At 47.1% G+C, this 23,360-nt stretch carries 20 protein-coding genes and 1 pseudogene; 7 read left to right on the top strand and 14 right to left on the bottom strand.

Going from position 1 to position 23,360, the window contains the following annotated elements; translation table 11 throughout:
- Nucleotides 1–81: 81 nt before the first annotated feature.
- The 3 genes from cls (AD710_RS06330) to AD710_RS06340 all read left to right on the top strand — a co-directional run bounded on the left by cls (AD710_RS06330) (nucleotide 82) and on the right by AD710_RS06340 (nucleotide 2,597).
- On the top strand, nucleotides 82–1,281 hold the full coding sequence (gene cls, locus AD710_RS06330) for a cardiolipin synthase (protein WP_045926578.1): 1,200 nt from the start codon (nucleotides 82–84) through the stop codon (nucleotides 1,279–1,281).
- 12 nt (nucleotides 1,282–1,293) lie between these two features.
- Complete coding sequence (uvsE, locus tag AD710_RS06335) at nucleotides 1,294–2,256, top strand: UV DNA damage repair endonuclease UvsE (RefSeq protein ID WP_049627581.1); 963 nt, start codon at nucleotides 1,294–1,296, stop codon at nucleotides 2,254–2,256.
- A gap of 68 nt (nucleotides 2,257–2,324) precedes the next feature.
- Nucleotides 2,325–2,597 carry a hypothetical protein gene (locus AD710_RS06340; RefSeq protein WP_007407620.1) on the top strand — a complete coding sequence of 91 codons (273 nt, stop codon included), beginning with the start codon at nucleotides 2,325–2,327 and terminating at the stop codon, nucleotides 2,595–2,597.
- Between the two features lie 68 nt (nucleotides 2,598–2,665).
- Here AD710_RS06340 and AD710_RS06345 read toward each other — a convergent pair whose 3' ends face one another.
- From AD710_RS06345 to AD710_RS06380, 8 genes are all read right to left on the bottom strand, one after another.
- Nucleotides 2,666–4,390 (bottom strand): ABC transporter ATP-binding protein, encoded by a 1,725-nt coding sequence (locus tag AD710_RS06345; RefSeq protein ID WP_016937609.1) that lies wholly within the window; start codon nucleotides 4,388–4,390, stop codon nucleotides 2,666–2,668.
- A gap of 80 nt (nucleotides 4,391–4,470) precedes the next feature.
- Nucleotides 4,471–5,973, bottom strand: a complete 1,503-nt coding sequence (gene cls, locus AD710_RS06350) for a cardiolipin synthase (protein WP_016937608.1) — start codon at nucleotides 5,971–5,973, stop codon at nucleotides 4,471–4,473.
- 94 nt (nucleotides 5,974–6,067) lie between these two features.
- The gene (locus tag AD710_RS06355) at nucleotides 6,068–6,697 is read right to left on the bottom strand and encodes a YitT family protein (protein ID WP_049627582.1); all 630 of its coding nucleotides are present in this window, start codon (nucleotides 6,695–6,697) and stop codon (nucleotides 6,068–6,070) included.
- 138 nt (nucleotides 6,698–6,835) lie between these two features.
- A complete protein-coding gene (gene narI / locus AD710_RS06360) occupies nucleotides 6,836–7,507 on the bottom strand; it encodes a respiratory nitrate reductase subunit gamma (protein WP_049627583.1) in 672 nt (223 codons plus the stop codon).
- Nucleotides 7,504–8,061, bottom strand: coding sequence for a nitrate reductase molybdenum cofactor assembly chaperone (gene narJ, locus AD710_RS06365; RefSeq protein WP_049627584.1), 558 nt, complete (start codon nucleotides 8,059–8,061; stop codon nucleotides 7,504–7,506). Before narJ ends, narI begins: the two co-directional genes overlap by 4 nt.
- A 25-nt stretch (nucleotides 8,062–8,086) precedes the next feature.
- Nucleotides 8,087–9,550, bottom strand: a complete 1,464-nt coding sequence (gene narH / locus AD710_RS06370; RefSeq protein ID WP_049627585.1) for a nitrate reductase subunit beta — start codon at nucleotides 9,548–9,550, stop codon at nucleotides 8,087–8,089.
- Nucleotides 9,540–13,226 carry a nitrate reductase subunit alpha gene (locus AD710_RS06375; protein ID WP_049627586.1) on the bottom strand — a complete coding sequence of 1,229 codons (3,687 nt, stop codon included), beginning with the start codon at nucleotides 13,224–13,226 and terminating at the stop codon, nucleotides 9,540–9,542. The genes narH and AD710_RS06375 overlap by 11 nt, the downstream gene beginning before the upstream one ends.
- A gap of 177 nt (nucleotides 13,227–13,403) precedes the next feature.
- Nucleotides 13,404–13,880, bottom strand: coding sequence for a cyclic nucleotide-binding domain-containing protein (locus tag AD710_RS06380; RefSeq protein WP_049627587.1), 477 nt, complete (start codon nucleotides 13,878–13,880; stop codon nucleotides 13,404–13,406).
- A gap of 143 nt (nucleotides 13,881–14,023) precedes the next feature.
- Here AD710_RS06380 and AD710_RS06385 point away from each other — a divergent pair, with 143 nt between their 5' ends.
- Nucleotides 14,024–14,743 carry a YwiC-like family protein gene (locus AD710_RS06385; protein WP_049627588.1) on the top strand — a complete coding sequence of 240 codons (720 nt, stop codon included), beginning with the start codon at nucleotides 14,024–14,026 and terminating at the stop codon, nucleotides 14,741–14,743.
- A 31-nt stretch (nucleotides 14,744–14,774) separates the two neighbouring features.
- On the opposite strand, the gene fnr is transcribed toward AD710_RS06385, so the two are convergent.
- The 4 genes from fnr to AD710_RS06405 form a co-directional block, all read right to left on the bottom strand.
- Nucleotides 14,775–15,491 (bottom strand): fumarate/nitrate reduction transcriptional regulator Fnr, encoded by a 717-nt coding sequence (gene fnr, locus AD710_RS06390; protein ID WP_016937599.1) that lies wholly within the window; start codon nucleotides 15,489–15,491, stop codon nucleotides 14,775–14,777.
- A 97-nt stretch (nucleotides 15,492–15,588) separates the two neighbouring features.
- On the bottom strand, nucleotides 15,589–16,779 hold the full coding sequence (locus AD710_RS06395) for a nitrate/nitrite transporter (protein ID WP_049627589.1): 1,191 nt from the start codon (nucleotides 16,777–16,779) through the stop codon (nucleotides 15,589–15,591).
- 133 nt (nucleotides 16,780–16,912) lie between these two features.
- Complete coding sequence (gene argS, locus AD710_RS06400) at nucleotides 16,913–18,583, bottom strand: arginine--tRNA ligase (protein ID WP_016937597.1); 1,671 nt, start codon at nucleotides 18,581–18,583, stop codon at nucleotides 16,913–16,915.
- Nucleotides 18,580–19,008, bottom strand: coding sequence for a YwiB family protein (locus AD710_RS06405; protein ID WP_045926590.1), 429 nt, complete (start codon nucleotides 19,006–19,008; stop codon nucleotides 18,580–18,582). Before AD710_RS06405 ends, argS begins: the two co-directional genes overlap by 4 nt.
- A gap of 154 nt (nucleotides 19,009–19,162) precedes the next feature.
- Between AD710_RS06405 and AD710_RS19005 the strand changes: the two are divergent.
- A pseudogene (locus AD710_RS19005) lies at nucleotides 19,163–19,373 on the top strand (bacteriocin biosynthesis protein AlbG); the annotation flags it as partial.
- 64 nt (nucleotides 19,374–19,437) lie between these two features.
- Here the strand turns inward: AD710_RS19005 and AD710_RS06410 are convergent.
- The gene (locus tag AD710_RS06410) at nucleotides 19,438–20,832 is read right to left on the bottom strand and encodes a YncE family protein (protein WP_049627590.1); all 1,395 of its coding nucleotides are present in this window, start codon (nucleotides 20,830–20,832) and stop codon (nucleotides 19,438–19,440) included.
- 231 nt (nucleotides 20,833–21,063) lie between these two features.
- Between AD710_RS06410 and AD710_RS06415 the strand changes: the two genes are divergently transcribed.
- Together AD710_RS06415 and AD710_RS19515 are read left to right on the top strand one after the other, a co-directional pair.
- Complete coding sequence (locus tag AD710_RS06415; protein WP_016937593.1) at nucleotides 21,064–22,209, top strand: response regulator aspartate phosphatase; 1,146 nt, start codon at nucleotides 21,064–21,066, stop codon at nucleotides 22,207–22,209.
- Entirely contained in the window at nucleotides 22,193–22,312 is a 120-nt protein-coding gene (locus AD710_RS19515) for a PhrC/PhrF family phosphatase-inhibitory pheromone (protein WP_115996635.1), read from the top strand. The genes AD710_RS06415 and AD710_RS19515 overlap by 17 nt, the downstream gene beginning before the upstream one ends.
- A gap of 133 nt (nucleotides 22,313–22,445) precedes the next feature.
- Here the strand turns inward: AD710_RS19515 and speB are convergent, their stop codons facing one another.
- The gene (gene speB / locus AD710_RS06420) at nucleotides 22,446–23,318 is read right to left on the bottom strand and encodes an agmatinase (protein WP_016937592.1); all 873 of its coding nucleotides are present in this window, start codon (nucleotides 23,316–23,318) and stop codon (nucleotides 22,446–22,448) included.
- Nucleotides 23,319–23,360 lie beyond the last annotated feature (42 nt).

Here is a 23,360-nt window from a genome sequence, read left to right on the forward strand (position 1 = left end):
AAATAATGAATGAGTGTTCAGTCAATAATTAAATTCGCATTCTCAGGGCACACTACGGATACTTCGGAAAGGAGCGTCGGTATGAAGGTCTTTGTTGTGTTGCTTATCATTTTCATCATTTTAATCGCACTTATGCTGCTTGATATGCTGCTTGGCCGGGCGGCGTACAAAAAACAGGCGTATGAGCCCGTTTTTGACCCGAAAAAGAGTGATATCAGACTCATTCACTGCGGCGGCGAGCTTGTGCAGCAAATGACGGCCGATATCCGCCAAGCCGTCTCTTCTATTCATATGATGTTTTTTATTATGAAGAACGACCAAGTCTGCCTTGATATGTTTCATTTATTGAAAGAAAAGGCGCAGGCCGGCGTCTCCGTATATCTGCTGCTTGATTGGGCGGGCAGCCGCCAAGTGAAAAAGCCTTCTATTCAAACGATGAAAAAAGCCGGCGTTCATGTTCATTTTCTGAACAAACCCGGATTTCCGTTTCTTTTTTTCAAGCTGCAAAAACGGAATCACCGGAAAGTAACCGTCATTGACGGCAAAATCGGCTATGTAGGCGGATTCAACATCGCGGAAGAGTATCTCGGCAAAAAAGCGAAGTTCGGAAACTGGGAGGATTATCATCTGCGGATGACCGGCGAAGGCACGGCGGATCTCCAGACTCTTTTTTTAAGCGACCTGAAACGAAACACCGGAAAAACACCCGAGTCACCCGAGGTTTATCCGCCGTTGCCGGAAGGGAATATCTCTCATAGAACATATGCGTCGGACGGTTTTTCGCTTGAATCGCATTATGAAAACTGCATCCTTAAGGCGGAGAAAAAAATCATAATCGGCACGCCTTATTATGTACCGAGCAAAAGGCTTCAGGCAGCGCTTATTGCAGCCTGCCGAAAAGGCGTCAAAGTCACCTTGATCGTGCCGATGAAGTCAGACCATCCGCTCGTTCGGGAAACAGCGTTTACCTATTATCCCGAGCTTTTGAAAGCAGGCTGTCTCATCTACCGGTATTATCAAGGCTTTTATCACGTCAAAGCCTTCATTATAGACGACCGCATCAGCATTATCGGTACGCCGAACTTTGATAAACGGAGCCTGTTCTTGAATGAAGAAGTGAATGTCATCATTAACGATGAGGCCTTTACGGAAGAAGTGCTCTCAACCATAAAGCAGGACATCGAAAAATCCGAGCTTCTCACATTAGAAAAAGTGAAACAGCGCTCCTTCAGACAGCTTCCTGCAGAATGGCTGGGAAAAGCCATATCTTATTTTTTATAAAGGAGAAACCATATGCTGTTCAGATTCGGTTTCGTTTCAAACGCCATGTGCCTTTGGGACGCATCCCCCGCCAAAACCTTAACATATGCGCGCTATACAAAACTTTCACCCGGCGAGCGGAAAGAGGCCCTGCTTTCTGTGACGAAAGCAAATCTTACCAACACGCTGCGCACCCTCCACTATGCGGTCGGACACGGCATCCCTTTGTACAGGTTCTCAAGCTCGATTGTGCCGCTCGCCACGCACCCGGATGTACTGTGGGATTTTGTCACGCCGTTTCGCCAGGAGTTCCGTGAGATCGGCGGGCTGGTCAGAAAATATGATCTCAGAACGAGCTTTCACCCGAACCAATTCACCCTTTTCACAAGCCCGAAACGGGACATTACCGCTAATGCGGTCAAGGATATGGCCTATCATTATGACATGCTGGACGCCATGGGCATCGCGGACCGCTCCGTCATTAACATTCATATCGGAGGCGCTTATGGCGACAAACAAAGCGCGCTTGACCGTTTCAGCATGAATCTGAAAGAACTCCCCGATATCATCAAACAGCGGATGACTTTGGAAAACGATGATAAAACGTATACATCTGAAGAAACACTCAGTGTATGTGAACAAGAGGGCATTCCGTTTGTGTTTGATTATCATCATTTTTACGCCAATCCGGCCGATGACGCTGATTTAGATGACATTCTCCCGCGGATGATGAAAACATGGCAGCGGATCGGCTTAAAGCCGAAGGTCCACCTCTCCTCGCCAAAATCAGAAGCAGCCGTGCGCAGTCATGCGGACTATGTGGATGCGAATTTTATTCTGCCGGTGCTGGAGCGGTTCAGACAATGGGAGACGGATATCGACTTTATGATTGAAGCGAAAGAGAAAGACCGGGCGCTGCTTCGGCTCGTCGAAGAATTAAGCGCTATCCGCGGAGTCAAACGCCTGGCGGGAGGCGTGCTGAGGTGGAAAGCATAACCAGGTTTATCACCGGTTTATATGGGGAATTTCCGAAATAACAGACCATCAGACGGAGGAGAAAACACATGAAAAACATTACATCTTTGAAAATAGCCGCTAAGAAGTTCACTTTACGAAACATGCTTCAGCTTTATCAGCTTTGCCACACGGGAGGCCACGAGCTGTATATCTACTCTAAAAAAACGATGTGCAAAATCAAAGACATCATCGAACTGGAAACGTTCAGAATGGCGCATAAAGAACAAGAATACTTAATTGTAGTGGAAGGAAAGAAAGCGGTGCAGCTCATTGACCGTTTCAAACATATCATCGAACCTGCGCAAAAAGAAGCCCATTAAATACGGACTACATAAAAAAGGATAGACAGGAGGCGCCTCGGCCCCCGTTCGTCTATCCTTTTTCTATATTAATGAATCAGTTCGCCGAATTGCGCCTGATGGAGTCTTTGGTACATGCCGCCGGATGCCAGCAGTTCCTTGTGGTGTCCTTGTTCGGCGATGCCTTCTTTCGTGACGACGACGATCCGGTCCGCATCCTTAACCGTAGCCAGCCGATGGGCGATCACAAGTGTCGTGCGGCCTTCAGAAAGTTCCTGCAGAGACTTTTGAATGGCGGCTTCTGTCTCTGTATCGAGAGCCGATGTAGCCTCATCCAAAATTAAGATCGGCGGGTTTTTCAAAAACATTCTGGCGATGGAAAGCCGCTGCTTCTGTCCGCCTGACAGCTTCACTCCGCGTTCGCCGATCACCGTGTCTAAACCGGCAGGATACCCGTTTACCAAATCCTCTAAATGCGCCTGGCGGACGGCCTGCCAGATTTCTTCCTCGGACGCGTCCAGCCGTCCGTAAGCAATGTTTTCCCGCAATGTGCCGGAAAACAGAAAGACATCCTGCTGGACGACGCCGATTTGCCCGCGCAGAGATGACAGCGTCATGTCTTTAATATCAATTCCGTCGATGGAAATCGCGCCTTCAGACGGTTCATAAAAACGCGGCAGCAGACTTGTCAGCGTTGATTTCCCCGCTCCCGAAGGCCCGACAAATGCGACCGTCTCCCCCGCTTGAATGGACAAATTAATGCCGGACAGCACCGGATTGTTTTCTTCATAGCCGAATGACACATGATCATAGCGGATATTCCCTTTTAAACCCGACACATGTTTCGCATTCGGGGCATCCTTGATGTCAGGCTCCGTTTCCAGGATTTCCATAAAGCTTTTAAAACCGGCAATGCCCCGCGGGTACATCTCTATAATCGCGTTGATTTTATCAATCGGACGGAAGAGAACGTTCGTCAGCAGCACGAAAGCGACGAATTCCCCGTAGGATAATGATCCGCGGATGACAAACCATGTGCCGCACAACAGGACGAACAGCGTGACGAATCTTGTCAGCATGTAACTGATCGAGCCGTTTTTCGCCATGATTTTATATGACGTCAGCTTTGTTTTGCGGAAACGCTGATTGTTCACGTCAAACCGCTGCTGTTCAAACGCTTCATTACTGAAAGCCTGGACAAGGCGGATGCCGCCGATATTGTTTTCGACCCTCGCGCTGAAATCCCCGACGTCTTTGTTCAGTTTTGTAAATGCAGAGGTCATTTTTTTATTGAAATACAGAGCGAGCCAAATGACGACCGGCATGATGATAAACGTCAACAGCGCGAGCTGCCAGTTAATGAACAGCATGACGCCGAACGCGCCCAAAATCGTCATGATGGCGATAAACAGATCTTCGGGCCCGTGGTGGGCGGTTTCTCCGATATACATCAAATCATTGGTGAGCTTGGACATTAAACTGCCCGTTTTATTGTTATCGTAAAATTTGAAGGAAAGCTTTTGCAGATGGTCAAAAAGCTTTTTCCGCATATCGGTTTCAATGTTAATGCCGAGCATATGGCCCCAATACGTCACAACATACTGAAGTGCCGAGCTGAGGGCGTAGACCCCGAATAAAGCAGCGGAAGTCAAAATAATCAGACTCCAATCCCGCCCCGGGAGCAATGTATCGATAAAGTAATTGACAATCAGAGGAAAACTCAGCTCCATTAATCCGCCGGCAATGGCAGAAAAGAAGTCGAGAAAAAACAGCTTTTTGTACGGTTTATAATAAGAAAAAAATTGTCGCAGCACGATTCCGTCCTCCTTGTGCCTCGTTCTTAATGATAATATTTCTCAATTATACTATACACAAGGCGTTTTTAAAGCGCTTTTTATAAAACGCCTGAAAATAACCGCGCGAAGGATTCCTTCGTTCTTTCCCATAATGTGCGCTTATAGAAACGGACGGGGCTGATTTTCTCAGACTCTCTCATATCCTCCAGATAATGCGCTTCAAGATCTTTGATCGCCTTTTGATCTGTAAAAAAGACATTGACCTCAAAGTTCAGCTGAAAGCTTCTCATGTCCATATTCGCCGTCCCGACAGAAGCGAGGTTTCCGTCAGTGATGAGCACCTTTTGATGCATAAAGCCTTTTTGATAGGAATAGACTTCGATTCCTTCGCGAAGAAGCTCGGGGAAATACGATCTCGTCGCGTACTGGGTTAAAAACCCGTCATTGGTTTCCGGCACCATCACACGCACCTGGACGCCTCTGGCAGCTGCCTCCTTTAACGCTGTTCGGATCGGCTCATTCGGCACAAAATAAGGCGTCGCAATCCATACAGACGATTCGGCTGCCGCAATCATGGCATAATACAGATCGCTCATCCGCTCCTTCATATCAGGGCCTGTCGGAACGACTTGATAGATGCCGCCGCTTTCTGCAGGGACCGGGCGGCTGTATGCTTTCTGATCAATAAGCACCTCATCCGAAACGTATTCCCAATCAAGCATAAAAATGCTGTGGAGCGTCTGAACAATTTCTCCTTCGACTTTCATATGGGTGTCACGCCAAAAACCGACATTTCGGTCTTTGCTGATATATTCCTTGCCGACATTCAGCCCGCCGACAAAACCGGTTTTCCCGTCAACGATGACGATCTTGCGGTGATTTCTGAAATTGAATTTCTGGTTGAAAAAGCCGTATTTCAGCGGCAGAAACGGGACGATATTCACGCCCGCATGTTTCAGTTTTTTAATGTCTTTTCCGGCCAGCTTCAAGCTGCCGGCCGCGTCGAACAAAAACCGCACTTCCACGCCTTCACGGGCTTTTTCCATCATAATCTCCATCATCTTGTGCCCGAGCATGTCTGATTTGAACATGTAATACTCAATATGTATAAATGACGTTGCCGCCCGAAGCGCCTCAAACAGCTCAGGGAATGTTTCATCCCCGTTTTTGAGCACCGTCAGCCTGCTTTTTGTATTGATATTCATATGGGCCGCTTTGATTGAATACTGAAAGAAACGCTTTTGATTTCCTTTCAATCCGGACAAGTCGGGAGTTTGCTCCATATCAAATATCGTCCTCAGCTTTTCCCGGTTATATGTCCGTTTCGACCTGAACAGCTTGCCTTTTTCATAAAGCTGGCCGGAAAAAAGGTAAAATAAGTACCCGGCGATCGGAAAAAAGACAAGAATGTGAATCCATAACAGTGTATGCTGCGAGGTGCGGTTTTCTAGGATTAACGAATAAATGCTGAACAAAATAATGCTTGCATAGCAAAGCAATCCGCCGTAAAACTCAAGCCTGGAAACCGGAAAAAACCATATGACATATGCTCCGATAAGCATCATATATAAAAAGCAAAATTCCAGTCTCCTTTTCAGCATCCCGACTCTCCCCCATCTGATCCGATATCTCTGTATACCCTCTGTTTTCCGGCCTGTAAACATATGAAAAGCCTCTCCGAACGAGCGGAAAGGCTTACGATGAGGCTTCCTGTGATTGCCCCGTCGTGAGGTTATGAAGCAAAACCGGCTTGAGGGAGCTGCTGTTTTTGATTTTATTTTTAAAAATGCCGATGATCAGGCCCGTGACCGCAATCGACACTAAGGAGAAGAACCCTCTCAGCAATCCGACGGAAAAAATGCCGGCCAGCACTACGCCAAAATCGAAGAGGAAATTAACCGCACCCGGATTCCATCCGCAGCGCTTTTGCAGAAATAAAGCGAGGATATTGGCGCCGCCGAGCGATGCCTGATGGTAAAACATGAGCGACAGGCCGAACCCGATCAGCGATCCGCCGCAAATCGCCCCGGCAAGCGGTGAAACAGAGAACGGCGGCAGCCAGTGATCTGCGCCTGTAAACATAGTCAGCACTGTGACTGCAAAAACGGTAGATAGAGTGAATTTGATGCCCATTCTGATGAGGGAAAATACATAAAATGGGATATTAATCAGAAAGAAGATAACGGCAAACGAGGGTTGAAACAAATATGACAGGCTTAGTGACAGTCCGGCCGTGCCGCCGGTTAATATATGAGAATGTCTGAGTGTCAGGACGCCGGCGCTTGTCATGAGACAAGCAGCTAAAATGAAGAAAACCCGCTTCATTCTTCACTCTCCTTTTGTTCATGTTATTTCACATCAAACATAACAGGAATCCCGGCTGCCCAGCCATTACATTGGCAGAAAATATCTTATATTTTTATTTTTTTCACCATAAAAATCCCCCTCTTGCAAGGGGGATTTTTATGAACGTTTCCGATAAACAACATAGCTGCGGGTCAAATACTTGAGCGGCAGGCTGAACACGTGAACCAATCTTGTAAACGGCCAGAGGATAAAAACAACATACCCAATGATGATATGAAACTTAAACCATAGCGGGACACTCTCCATCAAAGAAGCGTCAGGCCGGAACAAAACGATTTCCCTGAACCACGGCCCGACTGTCGCCCTGTAATCAAAGCCTTTCGAATCAATGTTGAGAAACGTGGCCGCAACGCCTGACAGCATCATGAACAGAAGCAGGATAAGCGTAAGGATATCCGATGGCGAGCTGGTTTTGCGGATTCTTTTGTCAAACAGTCTTCTATACGTCAGGATCACTAGTCCGGTACACGCCGCGATCCCCGCCGGCAGTCCCGCGCCAATCGCTATTTTGTGATACATATGCTCTGAAATGCCGATGGAAGCGTACACGGCTTCCGGGATCAAAATTCCCAAGACATGGCCGCCGACAACGCACAGCAGTCCCCAGTGAAAAAGTGTGCTGCCCGCCGCGAGTTTTTTCTTTTCTAACAGCTCGCTAGATTTCGCCGTCCAGCCAAACTGGTCATGCTGATAGCGGTAAATATGCCCGCCGATAAAGATCGTCAATACAATGTACGGCATAATCCCCCACAGGACCCGCTCGCTCATGCCTGAACAGCCCCTTCTTCAATGCATTCACGCACGCCGAGAATGTCCAGCGCGGCCAGCAGGGCATGCAGGAGCCCGGCGTATATGCTGTCATTTTTTTCGAGGCGGGATGCCAGCTCCCTCACATTGGACAGATATTTCTCAAACACGCTTCTCGCCGCTTCAGTCTCCGCAGCCGCCGCAAATTCCAGCATCAGCGGCAGGTAATCAGGCAGTTCTTTCTCTGTCGGCAGGAAACCGGATTGCTGGTAGGTGTTTTTTAAATGCAGCAGTTCAATCCCGCGTTCCCTTTGTTCGCCTGAGTTAAAGTAGGTGACGTACATATTCGTTTTTTTCCCGAAATCGAACGTATAGACATAGTGTTCAATCAGCGCTTCCGGAGAAAATCCGGCTGCCGCCTCCAAAAAGTGCAGCAGCTTCTCTCTGATTTTCCGGCTGCTGATTTCAACAATAAGAGACTTCCAATCAGGAAGCTCGGCTCTCCATTCTTCATCAGGATAAGAAAGAAGACAGGAAAGAGCAGAAAACGTAATTTGCCGGTCCATGGTGTTCATCTTGTTCCACCTCATTTATCAAAAGTTAGAAACAAGAGCCGGGGCCGCCTGAAAATGATAAGCCGCAGCTCCCTTGTTCAGCGTATAAATCAGACACTTCTTCCCGATGGCTGCTTGGAATCACAAAGCGGTCATCATATTTGGCGATCGCCAGCAGCTGGTACATGTCTTTAATTTGCTGTTCTGTTAAACCGACACCGGAGATCAATGCCGGGTCGATGATTTTATTCGTCTGGACTGCTCTCATATACTGGCGCATGACAGACATTTTCTTTAACGTTGACCGAATATGATCCGTATCACCAGCTGTTAATAGCTGCGCCAAATAGTCAATCGGAATTCTCATTTGGTCGATAGCCGGGAAAATATCTTCCGCTGTTTGCTGGCTGCCTTTTCCTTCAAAGAGATTCATAATCGGGCTCAGCGGCGGAATGTACCAAACCATCGGCAGTGTGCGGTACTCAGGGTGAAGCGGCAGCGCAATCTTCCAGTCGATGATCATTTTGTAGATCGGTGATTGCTGTGCGGCCTCTATCCATTCAGCCTGGATGCCTTGTTCTTTTGCCAGTTTGGCAACCTCAAGATCATTCGGATCAAGAAAAATGTCTAATTGGGAATGATAGAGATCCTTTTCATTTTCAACAGATGCCGCTTCCTCCACTTTGTCCGCATCATACAGCATGACACCGAGATAGCGGATTCTGCCGACACATGTCTCGGAGCAGATGGTCGGCAGCCCCGCCTCTAAGCGCGGGAAGCAGAGTGTGCATTTTTCCGCTTTGTTCGTCTGCCAGTTAAAATAGACTTTTTTATAAGGGCAGGATGACACGCAATATCTCCATGAACGGCACGCGTTTTGATCAACGAGCACAATGCCGTCTTCTTCGCGTTTGTACATGGCGCCGGACGGACAGGATGACACGCATGCCGGATTGATGCAGTGTTCGCAAATACGCGGCAGGTACATCATAAAGACCTCATCGAACTCCGTTTTGATCGTTTCCTCCATCTTTTGCACGTTTGGATCTTCAAGCCCTGTAATGTGGCCGCCCGCGAGATCATCCTCCCAGTTCGGGCCCCATTCGATATTCATGAAATCCCCCGTCAGTGACGATTTCGGCCGTGCCACTGGCTGGTGTTTTTTCTGCGGACTGTTTGTTAATGTTTCATAATCATAGTTCCAAGGTTCATAGTAATCATCAATTGACGGCTGATTCGGATTATAGAAAAGGCCTGCAAGCCTGTTTGTTTTCGGGCCGGATTTTAGTTCAAGCTTCCCTTTTTTCAATGTCCAGCCGCCTTTATATTTGTCCTGGTCCTCCCATTGCTTCGGGTAGCCGATGCCCGGCTTTGTTTCTACATTGTTGAAATACATATATTCCGCACCGGAACGGTTTGTCCACGTGTTTTTGCAGGTGACGCTGCACGTGTGGCAGCCGATGCATTTATCCAAGTTCATGACCATCCCGATTTGCGCTTTAATCTTCAAGCCAATCGACCTCCTTCAGCTTGCGGATGACGACATTCAGGTCGCGCTGGTTCCCCGTCGGGCCGTAATAGTTAAAGCCGTAGCTGAGCTGGGCGTAGCCCCCGATCATCTGTGTCGGCTTGACGTGAATCCTTGTCGGGCTGTTATGGGTGCCGCCGCGGTTATTTGTCAGTTTTGTGCCGGGCACGTTGATGTGACGGTCTTGGGCATGGTGCATAAACGCCATTCCTTTAGGAATCCGGTGAGACAAAACCGCCCTCGCCACGACAACGCCGTTTCGGTTAAAGCATTCAATCCAATCGTTGTCTTTGATATCCGTATCCGCGGCGTCATCTTTATTCATCCACACGGTCGGCCCGCCGCGGAACAGCGTCAGCATCGGCAGGGAATCAAAATACATGCTGTGGACGGACCATTTATTATGCGGCGTCAAATAATTAAGGACGATTTCTTTGCCCTCTTGGTCAGGCCGTTTGCTTAGAAACGGGCGATGCTGGAGGATCGGTTTAAATGTCGCCATCGTTTCACCGAATTCCATCATCAGTTCATGATCGACATAATAAGATTGTCTGCCGGTCAGTGTCCGCCACGGAATTAATTTTTCTACATTCGTCGTAAACGGCGAGTACCTGCGTCCCCCTTTTTCTGAGCCGGTAAAGGCCGGAGAGGTGATGACCGTTTTCGGCTGGGCTGTAATTTGTTCGAACGTAAAGCATTCTTCCTCCCGTTCTTCCGCCAGATCTTTCAGCTCCAGATTGGTGATGTTTTCAAGTGATTCCCATGCTTTCACGGCGACTTTTCCATTTGAAGTAGACGACAGGGTTAAAATCGCTTCCGCCGCCTGCTTCGCTTCACTTATATTCGGACACCCCTTTGCGACTCTGTCCGAGGTGATTTCTCCAAGTCTCTTTTTGAGTGATTCATATTCATCGGCTATCGACCAGCTCATGCCTTTCGTTCCGCTCGGTTTTAAACCGGTGTAAGGCCCGAGCGCGGTCATTTTATGAAAGATGTGCTTGTAATCCCGTTCAACAACATGGATGTTCGGCATTGTTTTTCCCGGAATGGCTTCACATTCACCCTGACTCCAGTCATTGATTTTGCCGAACGGCTGGGCCAATTCCTGCATCGTGTCGTGGAGGAGCGGCGTCGCAACCACTTCTTTCACCGGCTCCATCTCGACTTCTTCCGCCAGATCGGAAACGGCTTTTGACAGTGCCTTGAAAATATCCCAGTCTGACTTCGATTCCCAAGGAGCCGAGATCGCCGGAGCAAAAGGATGGATGAACGGATGCATATCCGTGCTGCTGAGATCGTGTTTTTCATACCATGTCGCCGCCGGCAGCACGATATCGGAATACAACGCCGTACCCGCCATTCGAAAATCAAGATTGATTAATAAGTCGAGCTTACCTTCCGGCGCCTGCTCCCGCCATTTAATTTCTTCAGGGCGGATGCTGTCGCTGTCGTCATTCATCAAACCGTTCGTCGTTCCCAGCAGATGCTTGAGAAAATATTCATGCCCTTTTCCTGAGCTTGAGATCAGATTGGCCCGCCATACGAAGAGATTCCTTGGGAAATTGGCTTCATTGTCTGGATCTTCAATCGCAAATTTCAGTTTTTTGTTTTGAAGCTGCGAGGCGACGTACGCACCAACGTCTTCAGGTGTCTCCGCCCCCGCTTTTTCAGCCTCTTTGTATAGGTCAATGCCGTTTTTATCGAAAGTCGGGTAGGACGGCAGCCACCCTAATCGCGCCGCCAGCACATTGTAATCGGCGTGATGCTTGTAGCGGGATGACGCAGCGATCGGTGAGGCCAAGTCACTGATCGGCTGGTCTTCGTAACGCCACTGGTCTGTCGCAAAGTAGAAAAATGAGGTGCCGTTTTGCAGCTTAGGCACGCCTTCCCAGTCCTTTGCATTTGCGATCGTTTGCCACCCTTCAGCAGGACGGAGTTTTTCCTGACCGACATAATGAGCCCAGCCTCCGCCGTTTACGCCTTGGGCGCCTACGAGTAAAACAAGATTTAACACCGCGCGGTAGATTGTGTCGGAATTGAACCAGTGGTTAATCCCCGCTCCTACGATAATCATGGACCGGCCGTCTGTATCAATCGCATTTTGAGCAAACTCCCTCGCAATCTGAATGACGGCTTCTCTTTTAATTCCCGTGATCTGTTCCTGCCAGGCAGGTGTAAACGGACGAGGATCATCATAAGATGCGGCTGATTGTCCGCCGATGCCCCGGTTCACCCCGTAGTTGGCCAATATCAAGTCAAACACGGTCGTGACACACACCTCTTCGCCGTTCAGGTCCAATTTTTTAATAGGAAGATCCCGCTTGAGCACTTTGTTTCCGTCATTTGAAAAATATGGAATGCGCACCGTACTGATTTCGTCCTCCATTCCAAGCACAGAGAGTCGGGGTTCAATCGGTTCCCCAGTGTCTTCATCGATCATATGCAGGTTCCATTTCTGCTGCTCGTCCCAGCGGGAGCCCATTGTTCCTTGCGGTATGGCAAATTCGTTTGTCTGTTCATTCCAGACTGCAGGCTTCCATTGATCATGCTTTGTCTGCCGCCCAATGTCCTTCGCATGCAGAAACCGGCCCGCTGTATATACACCGTTTTCTTTTGACAGAGTGACGAGGAATGGAAAATCCGCGTATTGCTTCGCATACTTGATAAACCGCTCCGTCTCTTGATTCACGTAAAATTCCTGCAAAATGACATGCCCCATTGCCATCGCAAGCGCCCCGTCAGTCCCTTGGCGGATACTGAGCCAGTCATCGGCGAACTTTGAGGATTCCGCAAAATCCGGACTGATCGAAATGACCTTAGCGCCTTTATAGCGGGCTTCCGCCAAAAAGTGCGCGTCAGGCGTTCTCGTTAACGGAACGTTTGAACCCCATGTGATGATATAGCCGGAATTGTACCAATCGCTGCTTTCCGGAACGTCCGTCTGGTCGCCCCAAATTTGCGGGGACGCCGGCGGAAGATCCGCATACCAGTCATAGAAACTGAGCATAGGGCCGCCGATTAAAGACATGAATCGCGAACCTGATGCGTGGCTGATCATGGACATGGCCGGAATCGGTGAAAAGCCGACATTCCGGTCAGGTCCGTATTTCATGACTGTATACAGCAGAGAGGCTGAAATCAGCTTCAGCACCTCAGACCATTCAGCGCGCACAAATCCGCCTTTCCCTCTTGCCTGTTTATAAGACTTCGCTTTTTCAGGATTTTCAACGATTGATTTCCAGGCATCAAGCGGATTTTGATGCGCCTGCAGTGCTTCCCGCCACAAATTGACCAGCACACCGCGCACGTACGGATATTTCACACGGAGCGGGCTGTAGATGTACCACGAAAAACTGGCGCCCCGCGGACAGCCTCTCGGTTCGAAATCAGGCATATCCGGGCCTGTTGATGGATAATTCAAGTTTTGTCCTTCCCACGTGACAATTCCGTTTTTCACGTAAATATTCCAGCTGCAAGAACCCGTGCAGTTGACGCCGTGGGTGGAGCGAACGACTTTGTCGTACTGCCATCTGTTTCTGTATACATTCTCCCAATCACGATCTTCGCTAGTGGTTTGGCTATGTTTATTTGAATGATGTTCGATAGGAGAAAAATAGTTTAATCTCCTGAACAGCGGACTCATTTTCTTTTTCCTCATGATCGTTCACTCCTTCTGAGTCAGGTGATGCTATGTACACTATAAACAGGGAGAGCGCATTTCCTTGTGAACTATGTCACACACTCTGCTTTTTTCACAAAACGTTCAAACAAAGGAGCAGGAAAGACGGCGGCGTTCATGGCAGGACGTTTTCTTTCACAAAAAAACCGGCTCTAATTAAGAACCGGGCTCGGCGTTTTCATCGCGTGATGTATGCAGGTACCTCAAAAACAACTGATAGGAACAAAAGACATTTTGCTGAAGCATCGCCAAAAAATTCATTTGCAGCCGCGGATGGTAAGACATCATCTGCTTAAAAACGGAATATGGAATATGGAGTGCCAGAATGTCTGGTGAGGCATTGACTGAGATAAAAGGCGATAAAGAATGCCCGCCTTTTTCATCAATCGGAAACACATCGCCTTTATCCCACAGCGCAACGGTTTGTGACCCTTCAGGGAGCCTGCTGTCCGTAAAACGGATACTGCCTTTTAATACAATATAAACGGATTGTGAATGAAGAAAGGATGGAGACTGATCAGATGATCCGCTGATAAACGTCCCGTTTTTCAGCAAAGTTTCGACAATGGACAGGGGCACTTCGTTAAACATAGGAAGTTGTTTCAGAAATAATAAATAGTGACACTGATTCATAGGAAAGCCTCCTGTGCTGATGATAGCTTTAGTGTAGCCCGATTGAGCCTGTGCGGCAGTGATGTATTTCACAGCTTGTATGATGAATATCACTTATCAGGAGGATGCTTGCATTTATAATGACATACAAAAGGAGGATTTCGATGAAGGTGATGATTCCGAATCAGCACGGCGCATGGGCGATGCTGCTGATTCCGTTTTTACTCGGCATGGTCAAAGGAGGCCCGGTTTTCTGGCATATTCCGCTCTTTCTGGGCTGGTTTTTCCTTTATTTAACGGTTTATCCCGTTTCGCTTGCCTTGAAAAAGAAACGGCTCAAACCCTATCAAAAGTGGATATATATTTACGGTTTTCCGGCATGCTGCTTTTTGATCATTTCTATCTATCATAAACCGCAGCTCGTCTGGGTGGGGCTTTCTTTATTGCCGCTGTTTCTTATCCATATGCATTATGCCCGCCGAAAAAACGAACGGGCACTCGTGAATGATATGGCGGGAGTTTTGTTCTTTTGTTCAGGCGGGCTTGCGAGCTGCTGGCTGGGGACGGGAACCCTTGACGGCTGGGCTTGGTTTATTCTCTCTCAATCTGCTTTATTTTTTATCGGAAGTTCCTTTTATGTGAAGTCGGTCATCCGGGAGAGAAAAAACAGAACATTTGCGTACTGGTCATGGGGATATCATTTGCTGCTCCCCTTTTTATCGTGTCTTCTCGGAGCAGGCTGGGCATTTCTCGCTTTTATCCCCAGCAGTTTGAGGGCGTGGTTTTTTCACGGGAGAAATTGGCCCGCGAAAACGATCGGCATGCTGGAAATCGCAAATGCCGGCTTCTTTTTCGCCGTCATGTGTATATGTATCACAAATTGAAAAAACAAGGACACCGGCTGTCCTTGTTTTTTCAGTCAATATTGCAGATCTCAAGCGGACAGTTTTCACACTCGATCTCACACCGTAAATAGTCCCGCTTGTGCAAAATAATTTTTCCGGTTTCGTCTATCGAAATAACCCCTTGTTTGCGCAGATCTCCCAGCATGCGGTTGACACTTTCCCGTGCCGCCGCACAAAACTTTGCCAAATCCTGATTTGTCAGCACAATGTTAATCAGAATCCCGTCGCTTCGTTCCACCCCGTAGCTGTTTGACAGACGGATAAGGGTGGAATAGAGCGCCCCTTTTTTGCCGTGAAGAAGCAGATCCCTGATCTTAGACTGGATTTTTCGCAGATGGGTGCTCATCCATTTCATAAATTCAAACGTCAAATTACCGTTTTGAATCAATTCCTTTTCCAGCTTGTTTTTATTAATGACGAGCACCTCGCCGTCCTCTAACACTTTTGCACTGAGCATATACCTCGGCTCTTCTGTGAACAGTGTCAGTTCCCCGACGATATCGTGTTTCTGGCAGATTCTAAGTGTCAGGTCTTTTCCGTCAGACGTCAGCTTGCCGATTTCAATGAGCCCCGATTGAATCAGATAAAGCTCTTCTGCATCCATTCCTTCTTGAAACAAATAGGTGTGTTTTTTCATTTTCTTTTTCGTGCTGATTGATTCCAGCAATTCATGCAGTTCACGGGAAAGAAGTTCTTTATCAGATTTTCGGACAGAGAGAATATTCATGAGCTCACCTCGAAGAAAGTCACGTTGCGTATGTATATTGTAACGTGACTTGATTTGCACTCACCCAGAAAAAACTAACAATCTTGTGAATGGATCATTATGAATTGAGGCTCTGACTGTTTCTCTCCGTATGTGTTTTCATTCTTTCCTGCCAATACAGCCAGATCACAAGAACAAAGCTGGCTAACGCAACCTCTGAAAGCGCCATGAACCCGATCGCGTATTGGCCCGTTGCCTGAAATACACTTGCCAGAATCAGCGGAGGGAAAAAACCGCCCAGCCCGCCCATTGCAGACACAATACCGTTGGCAATCCCCGCCTGCTTCGAAAAATAGAAAGGCACCAGTTTAAATACCGTCCCGTTTCCAATCCCTGAGCAGACTGCCACCGTCAGTGATCCGAACGCATAGAGGCCGATCGCCGGCGAGAAAGACAGCATAACGCCTGACAGCGTAAGCCCTGCGAAAACGAACATCAAAATGCGGAGCGGGTTCATTTTATCGGCAAGAAATCCTCCCGCTGGCCTGAGCAGCGTAGAGACCGCAATAAAGCCGGCCGTCCGCAGCCCTGCATCCGCGGGGCTCAGCCTGAAATGCTCAACCAAAAAGTTCGGCAGATAGATGGTAAAGGCGACAAAAGCGCCAAACGTAATAAAATAAAACATGCTCAAAAACCACAGCACATGATTTCGGTAAACAGCTTTGATTTGGGTTTTTACGGAAACTTTGGCCTTCTTCTCATGCCGGTCGCCGAACAAAACGTGCAGTAATGCGAAAACAGCCAGCAAAACGAGATACATCTGCACGGCTGCTCTCCATCCCGCGGCCTGAGCGATAACCGGCGCCGCAAAAGTGGTAATGGCGGTTCCGATGTTTCCGGCACCGTAAATCCCATTGACGGCACCGTGCTTTTCTTTCGGATAATATTTCGGAAGCGACGTCACTCCGATGGAGAATACCGCCCCTCCGATCCCTAAGAAAAAGCCGCCCGCGATTAAATCAAACAGAGAATCCGCCATACTGATCCAAAACACGGGAAACAAAAGCAGGATGAAGCTGATCATGAACATCAGCCTCGCGCCGTACCTGTTCGTTAAATACCCTAAAGGAATGCGGAGAAGCGATCCTAGAATAACGGGAATCGCCGTCACCAATGAAATCTCGCCTTTGGTTAAATGAATATCTGATGTCATTTGGGAAATGAGCGATGAAATCAGCACCCACACCATAAACCCCGCCACTAAGCTTAATGACTGCAACGATAATTGAATATGTTGACGATTGATCATTCGGCTTGCCCCTTTCACTGATTCAATATCAGTCTTATCATACAAAAACTCGGTGTGCGAGATTGTGAAGTACATCACACGTTTTATATACAAAAAAAAGACAAAGCCCGAAGACTTTGTCCTATCATAATGATTACATTTTTTCCGGAGCCGATACGCCGATCAGCTGAAGCGCGTTGTTCAGCGTAATTTGCGTCGCCTTCATTAAAGAAAGGCGCGCGCGGCTCTTCTCTTCATTTTCCGGATCGATGACTTTCTCCGCGTTGTAGAAACTGTGCAGAGCAGAAGCCAGATCATAAATATAATTTGTGACACGGTGCGGGATTCGTTTTTCCGCCGCTTCTGCCACTGCCTCAGGGAAGCCGCCGATCGTTTTCAGCAGGTCATATTCTTTTTCTGATTGAATATGGCTGAAATCAAGATCCGCCGCCGGTTTAAGTCCCTGCTCCTCCCCTTGGCGAAGCATGCTGCAAATACGGGCATGTGCATATTGCGCGTAATACACAGGATTTTCGTTAGATGTCGATACGGCAAGGTCCAAGTCAAAATCCATATGCGTATCAGCGCTGCGCATCGCGAAGAAATAACGGACTGCGTCAAGGCCGACCTCTTCAATCAGATCACGCATCGTGACGGCTTTCCCCGTACGTTTGCTCATCTTCATTTTTTCGCCGTCTTTATATAAATGAACGAGCTGAATGATTTCAACTTCCAATGTGCCTTTTTCGTAACCGAGCGCTTCAATTGCCGCTTTCATACGCGGAATATAGCCGTGGTGATCCGCGCCCCATACATTGATGAGCTTGTCGAATCCGCGGTCAAGTTTGTCTTTATGGTATGCGATATCCGGCAGCAGATAAGTGTATGAGCCGTCTTTTTTGATCAGCACGCGGTCTTTGTCGTCGCCGAACGTTGTGGAACGGAACCATGTCGCACCGTCCTCTTCGTATACATGGCCCTTTTCGCGAAGCGCCTCGAGCGCCTGATCAATTTTTCCGTTTTCGTACAGTGACGTTTCAGAATACCATACGTCAAAAGGCACGCGGAAATTCTCCAGGTCGGAGCGGAGTTTATCAAGCTCGTACTTTAAGCCGTATTCCCGGAAAAATGCCCGGCGTTCGCTCTCCTCTTCATGTACGAAGCGGTCGCCGAAATCTTCGGCAAGCTTTTTCCCGATAGCGATAATATCTTCCCCGCGGTAGCCGTCTTCCGGCATCGGTTTTTCGAGACCGAGCGCTTCAAAATAACGGACTTCAACGGAAAGCGCCAGATTGTTAATCTGGTTGCCCGCATCATTAATATAGTATTCGCGGCTCACATCATAGCCCGCTTTAGAAAGCACGCTGCACAGCGCGTCACCTACCGCCGCGCCGCGCGCATGGCCTAAGTGAAGATCTCCCGTCGGGTTGGCGGACACGAATTCAACCTGAATCTTTTCGCCCTGTCCGACGTTTGTCTCACCGTAATGTTCACCCGCTTCAAGCACGGACGGGATCAGTTTTGTTAAGTAGCTGTTGTTCATGTAAAAGTTGATAAAGCCCGGTCCCGCAATATCCATTTTTTCAATGGAAGCCTTTCCTTTATCAAATGACGCCACGATCTCCTCGGCGATTTGGCGCGGCGCTTTTTTTGCGATTCTCGCCAGCTGCATCGCCATGTTTGTGGAATAATCACCGTGTGTTTTGTCTTTCGGTGTTTCTAACAGTACGCTTGGAATCTGGCTTTCTTCCGCCAGGCCCGCTTTCAGAACGGCCGCTTTGATTTCTTCCTTCAGCACGTCCTTCATTTGTTCCGCAATGTTCATGCGTGAGTTCCTCCCTCATACGTGATCGTCATATTATGTAAATGCTGCTGCTCGTCTCCGACATGCATGTCATATGCGATGCTGATTCGGCCTTTTTCTTCACCGAGATCAGATTGAATCGATTTTGTGCTTGTTTCCAGCTCAAGCTCACCAAATGACATTTTATATTTCGCAATTGTGGAAGCTCCCGGTATGAAACGCTGATTCATTTTAACAGCGCCTGACCTCATGATCAGGACTTCGCCTTCGCTCACCTTCACAATCGTTTTTACTTTGCCTAGGTCGTGTTCTTCATAATAAGATAGATACACTTTTTGTTGTTTTACATAGTAAAATCCGGTAGTACGGAATTCGATGACTTCCTCATTTCCGTCATCCTCGATCACAGACTTCACATGGAGTGTTATCGGTGTCTCTTGCTTCATTTTGACACGTCCTTTTCATCATTCCACTTTGACTTGAATAGTATAATCATTCAGCTTGTAAACTTCAACTGCTTCTATCTTACCATCATTGCTCATTAGATTTGAAGATAAACCTCATAAAAAGCGGTTCCTTATTAAGAAGAGAAAATCATATCACTATGTCACCCAATCCGTGAAAAACATGACAGCAGCTTTTCAGAAACTCACACAGTCTCATCAAAGCTGCTGCGACTTCCGGCAACATAGATTGTGCAGCAGCTATGCCAACGATGTCAAAGCGCTGCGTGTTCGAAATCGTCAAAGCCGTCCCTTTCCGCTTTCACACGCCCCTTGCCGTATCAATAGGACTCGCGGTGTTACTGATTCGGCTCATTTATTTATAAACGATTGTCTTATCGCAGCTCTGCTTCTCTCAACCTGAGAAATAAGCTACATTGCAATCGCAGACGGACCCGCGCCAACCGGGATCACCGTCACAGCTGTATAATCGCTCGTGCGGTACACGGTCACGGTATTGTCGTCGGGCTGTGCTGCATAAATGTACTGATTATCAGGTGTTACGGCGAGATCAGAGACGCCGGGGAGAGAGGCAGTTGTTATAAAAGTATGCTGCGCTGTATCTACCACAGTGAGATTCTCCGGGGATGCATCAAAATAGGGCTCAAGGAAAAACGCACGAGTCCCGTCAGCAGAAAAAATAATTGTAATTAAACCGTCAAACAGTCTGTTAATTCGTGAAGATTCGCTAAATGTTGTCAAATCTATCACAGAAACGGCATTCGGCCCTAGCTCACCATTTTCCAGATAAGCAAAATCCCCTATTATCGGGGTTACAATTAAATTTGGTGTTTCAAAGTTACTTAAACTTTCGATCAGCTGTCCGGTGTTTAGGTCATATTTATTAACGACCCAAAATACAGAGTTGGTCGTATAGAAAAACTGTCCGTTAGGGTCTAGGGCAAAATCGTCAGCAGCGGGTGACACCGTGAACGTATTGGTAATGGTTTGCGAGGAAATATTAATTTCATAAACGGAGCTGCCCCCTGCGAGAATATAAGCAAATTCTCCCCCAGTTTCAAACTGGATTTTTCTTGGGGCCCCTGCAAGAGGGATGGTTTGTGTAACCGTTAATGTTTCGTTGTTAATGATCGATACAAGATTCGCATTCCTATGGAGAACATACGTATACGCTTTATTCAAGGTAACACCCAAATCAGTCGGGATATCAGATAAAGAAATGGTACTTACAAGAGTATTCACGTCAGCATCAATGACAGAAACCGTGCTGTCTCCAGTGTTTGCAGTAAACACGTAAGATCGCTGATCCGGTTCCGGCACAAGCACAATCGTGCCCGTCACCGATAAAGGACTGCCATAGAATGGCGGAACGACAACAAGGTTCTCGATCGTAATGTCACTGACATCCGGGCAATCATCGGGTTCATCAGAATAATAGACGACTTGGTCAATCTCTGCATTGCGGATGACAGAAACAGACCCGTCCCCTTGTCCATATTGATTTCGCACTGGTGAGACACTGACGAGAAGCGTAACAGTTCCCTGCAGGCGCACTGCGAATTGAATACCGATTTCATCAGGCTCAGGCCCCGTCTCAATGAAACAGCGTTCAATGATACAAGAAAGGCTGTCTGCATTCCACGTCACGTTTGCAACAGCTTCAGCCGGATCAACAACAAACCCCTCAGGCAATTCAATCGGCGCTTGAAACATCGCTTCACGGCTTGCTTCTTCCTCGCAAAAACATAAACATTCTTCCTGTGCGGCTCCTGCTTTTTCTTTAAAGGAAAGCTTGTTATTTCTCATATCTTCACTTCCTTTTCAGACATACACTGCTCGCGCAGATACAACAGAATATGGGAAGGTGTATTTGTTTGCTTGTACAAATTGTCGGGGATCATAGCGGATTTTTGAAATGATATCCGCAGACATGCGTTTTTAACGAAAGAAAACATTGCGGTTTTTTTGCGCTATCCTTCCGAATGAAAATGATAAAATATGTCATATACATAACGTGGAAGGGAGGGATTCGGAATAGTGGCGAGTGTTGTATCGTCTTCAGCGGTTGGAGAAAAAATCAACGAATGGTATATGTATATTCGAAGGTTCAGCATCCCGGACGCCGAGTACTTGCGGAGAGAAATCAAAGAAGAGCTTGCAAGCCTGGAAGATGACCAGGATCTTCATCTGTACTATTCTCTCATGGAATTCCGCCACAATCTGATGCTCGAATACCTCGAACCGCTGGAATCGCAGCGGATAGAAGAACAGCCGAGACTATCGGATCTGCTCGCGGATATTGATAAAAAGCAGGCCCGGCTGACCGGACGGCTTGATTATTATTTTAATTTTTTCCGGGGGATGTATGAGCTGGAATGCCGTGAGTATCTTTCAGCCATTCAGTTTTTTAAGAAAGCTGAAAGCAAATTGACGTACGTTACAGATCAGATAGAAAAAGCGGAATTTTACTTTAAGATGTCAGAAGTCTATTACTATATGAAACAAACTTATGTTTCAATGGACTATGCGCGGCAAGCTTATTTAATTTATAAAAATGGGGATAATTATAGCATTAGGTTGACTCAGTGCCATTCTTTGTTTGGCGCTAATTATCTTGATGTAAAGCAATATGATCATGCAATATCCCACTTTCAAAAAGCATATACGATGGCTGAACTGGATCAGCAGCCTCAATTAATGGGGAGAACACTTTTTAACATCGCTTTATGCTACAATAATCAAAACAATAAAGATGAAGCCATTCCTCATTTAAAAGAAGCCATAGCTGTTTTTGAAAAAGCTCAAATGAGTCATTCACTTCCGCAGCCCTACTTCTTACTTACACAGATTTATTTTAAGTTAGAAAATATAGATAACGCGTACGATTATCATAAAAAAGGTATCTCAATATGTAAGGAAATAGATGATATAATTTACGAGGAAAAGTTTAAATTTTTGGAATGTTTGTATATGCCGGATCCAAGAGATACGTTAATAAACGATTGTCTGCATTTTCTTGAAAGTAAATTGATGTATGCTGATATTGAGGAATTAGCCCTTGATGTAGCTAAATATTATTACACAAAAGAAGAATATAAAAAAGCTTCTGTATACTTTTTAAAAGTTGAAGAAGCCAGACAGCAGATCGAAGGAGGAGTGAATTTATATGAAATTGAAGTATAAATTACTTATAGTCTGTTTTGCTGTGAGTACGCTATTAGTATCAGCAGGAATAACGAATAGTTTAACTCCTCATTATTATATATCTGAACGTGCAATGATCTGAATTTATAATGAAAGATTTCACTTTAGGTTTGCGGTGACAATTCCCTTGAGTTTTTTTATTCAAGAGATAGATTCTATTACAAAAACCCGGAACAAAGGCTTCTTCTGCCCTATTATTCCGGGTTTTTTTCTTTCTACTTCACAAACCCAAGCAGCATTTCACGAATCATCTTGCTTGCCGTGTTTGCGGTTTGTTCTGAGTGGTCATAGACCGGCGCGACTTCTACGAGGTCAGCGCCTTTTACGTTGACTTCTGAGCGCGCGATTTCATGAATGGAGGCGAGCAATTCCTTAGACGTGATGCCTCCTGCGTCAACCGTGCCCGTTCCCGGCGCATGAGCGGGGTCAAGAACATCAATATCAATGGTGACGTAAACAGGACGTCCCGCGAGCTGCGGCAGCACTTTTTTCAGCGGCTCAAGCACTTCAAACTTAGAAATGTGCATGCCGTTTTCTTTCGCCCATTCAAATTCTTCCTTCATTCCGGAACGGATGCCAAATGAAAATACGTTCTGCGGCCCGATGAGCTCGGCCGCTTTGCGGATCGGAGTAGAGTGGGAAAGCGGTTCGCCTTCATAATCCGTGCGCAGGTCAGTGTGCGCGTCAAAATGAATGATGGCAAGGTCCGGAAACTTCTTATACATGGCTTTTATGACAGGCCATGACACAAGGTGCTCCCCTCCCATGCCGAGCGGGAACTTTCCTTTTTCTAAAATGCTGTCCACGTATTCCTCAATCATATCAAGACTTCTTTGCGGATTCCCGAACGGAAGCGGAATGTCGCCGGCGTCAAAGAAATTCAAATCAGCCAAGTCACGGTCGAGGTACGGGCTGTATTCTTCAAGACCGATAGACACCTCGCGAATTCTGTTTGGGCCAAAGCGTGAGCCCGGGCGATAACTGACCGTCCAATCCATCGGCATGCCGTAAAGGATGGCGTCCGCCTCTTTCCAGTCGGGACGGCTTGCGATAAATACTTTTCCTGAATAAGCTTCATCAAATCTCATGATAAAACCCTCGCTTTCCTGTAAAAAAGCGCAAGATTCGCT

Origin of the sequence: Bacillus sp. JFL15 (assembly GCF_001184225.1) — a bacterium.
Lineage (GTDB): Bacteria > Bacillota > Bacilli > Bacillales > Bacillaceae > Bacillus > Bacillus siamensis.

Excerpts from the sequence above, each read along its gene's own strand:
- AD710_RS06405 (WP_045926590.1), bottom strand. The coding sequence starts at position 19,008 with ATGAAGCAAGAGACACCGATAACACTCCATGTGAAGTCTGTGATCGAG.
- fnr (WP_016937599.1), bottom strand. The coding sequence starts at position 15,491 with ATGAATATTCTCTCTGTCCGAAAATCTGATAAAGAACTTCTTTCCCGT.
- AD710_RS06410 (WP_049627590.1), bottom strand. The coding sequence starts at position 20,832 with ATGAGAAATAACAAGCTTTCCTTTAAAGAAAAAGCAGGAGCCGCACAG.
- AD710_RS06395 (WP_049627589.1), bottom strand. The coding sequence starts at position 16,779 with ATGATCAATCGTCAACATATTCAATTATCGTTGCAGTCATTAAGCTTA.
- cls (WP_016937608.1), bottom strand. The coding sequence starts at position 5,973 with ATGCTGAAAAGGAGACTGGAATTTTGCTTTTTATATATGATGCTTATC.
- AD710_RS06355 (WP_049627582.1), bottom strand. The coding sequence starts at position 6,697 with ATGAAGCGGGTTTTCTTCATTTTAGCTGCTTGTCTCATGACAAGCGCC.
- AD710_RS19515 (WP_115996635.1), top strand. The coding sequence starts at position 22,193 with ATGAAATTGAAGTATAAATTACTTATAGTCTGTTTTGCTGTGAGTACG.
- AD710_RS06340 (WP_007407620.1), top strand. The coding sequence starts at position 2,325 with ATGAAAAACATTACATCTTTGAAAATAGCCGCTAAGAAGTTCACTTTA.
- AD710_RS06380 (WP_049627587.1), bottom strand. The coding sequence starts at position 13,880 with ATGAATCAGTGTCACTATTTATTATTTCTGAAACAACTTCCTATGTTT.
- AD710_RS06375 (WP_049627586.1), bottom strand. The coding sequence starts at position 13,226 with ATGAGGAAAAAGAAAATGAGTCCGCTGTTCAGGAGATTAAACTATTTT.
- uvsE (WP_049627581.1), top strand. The coding sequence starts at position 1,294 with ATGCTGTTCAGATTCGGTTTCGTTTCAAACGCCATGTGCCTTTGGGAC.
- speB (WP_016937592.1), bottom strand. The coding sequence starts at position 23,318 with ATGAGATTTGATGAAGCTTATTCAGGAAAAGTATTTATCGCAAGCCGT.
- cls (WP_045926578.1), top strand. The coding sequence starts at position 82 with ATGAAGGTCTTTGTTGTGTTGCTTATCATTTTCATCATTTTAATCGCA.
- narI (WP_049627583.1), bottom strand. The coding sequence starts at position 7,507 with ATGAGCGAGCGGGTCCTGTGGGGGATTATGCCGTACATTGTATTGACG.
- argS (WP_016937597.1), bottom strand. The coding sequence starts at position 18,583 with ATGAACATTGCGGAACAAATGAAGGACGTGCTGAAGGAAGAAATCAAA.
- AD710_RS06385 (WP_049627588.1), top strand. The coding sequence starts at position 14,024 with ATGAAGGTGATGATTCCGAATCAGCACGGCGCATGGGCGATGCTGCTG.
- narJ (WP_049627584.1), bottom strand. The coding sequence starts at position 8,061 with ATGAACACCATGGACCGGCAAATTACGTTTTCTGCTCTTTCCTGTCTT.